We start from the raw sequence: 1,141 nt of genomic DNA, 5'->3' as shown, positions 1-1,141 counted from the left end.
CTTCCAGAAGGATCGCACGCTGCTGCAGGCCGACGAGGCGCGCATGCTCCGCGGCCTGTTCAGTCGAGACGCCTGCGCCGACCTTTCCGGTCGGGACCTCGCCCCCCGCGCACATAGGTCGCCGCCCGGGTCTTCACGGCGGGCAGCTGCAGCCCACGCTGCTTGATGCCCTGTTCGATCGACATTTCCTGTCCCCTTCCAGAAATTGGGAAGCCGTCCCGCGTGGCGGGCCGGTGGCGTGCCCAAGGGTTGCGATCGCCTTTCAGCGATAGAGCTCTAGGGTCAACCAATGCAATAGATCACATCAATCTGAGCAGACTCGACCTCAATCTGCTGCCCGCTTTTGATGCGCTTCTGTCTGAAGGCAGTGTCACGCGCGCGGCCAAGTGCATTGGCATAGGCCGACCTTCCATGAGCCATGTGCTCAACCGATTGCGCAGGCTGTTCAGGGACGATCTGTTCATCCGCGCTCCCGTTGGGATCAGGCCGGCCCCAGGCGCCCTGCGGCTTGCCGGGCCGATCCGCGAAGCGCTGTCGATGATCCAGGGGACGCTGCTTCAGGGAGAGAGTTTCGATCCGCTTCAGCCCGAGCGCGTCTTTCTGCTGGGGATGCCCGACAGTGTTGAAGTGCCGCTCCTGCCGCGGCTGATGGCACTGCTGGCGTCAATCGCGCCCAGAGTGCGCATTCAGGTTCGCGCGATCGACCGTTTCACCATTCTCGAGCTGCTCGACGGGCACCGCCTGCATCTGCGTGCCGCGGGCCTTCTCACTGAAGGCTCTAATCACCACAAGCGGCGCCGCCTCCACACCACCAACGATCAGACGTCGCCATGATCTGGCATCGATCCTATGACCACGACCCGGCGCATCGCTGGTTTCGCGAGACCATGTCAGGGCTCGCCGCAGCGCGTTAAAGCGAGTGCGACCGACGATACAGCCACGATGCTGACTCCTCAGCCGCCGTTTAGCGCCGCAGTTCACCGGTGCTTTGCGGCGCTGTGGCGCGAGATTGAGCGCAGAACGCAGAAAACCCCGCCTCTTATGTGAGACGGGGTTTGATATTTGATTTGGTTGCGGGGGCCAGATTTGAACTGACGACCTTCAGGTTATGAGCCTGACGAGCTACCGGGCTGCTCCACCC

1 protein-coding gene is annotated in these 1,141 nt (G+C 62.8%); it reads left to right on the top strand.

Annotated features, from left to right (window positions below):
* The first annotated feature begins 222 nt into the window (after positions 1-222).
* Positions 223-834, top strand: coding sequence for a LysR family transcriptional regulator (locus AC1DW9_RS36655; protein WP_476768740.1), 612 nt, complete (start codon positions 223-225; stop codon positions 832-834).
* The last annotated feature ends 307 nt before the right edge of the window (positions 835-1,141 follow it).

This window comes from Allobosea sp. P4_E12 (genome assembly GCF_056401655.1).
Note: the sequence above shows the minus strand (reverse complement) of the source record. Positions and strands in the feature narration are given on the sequence as shown.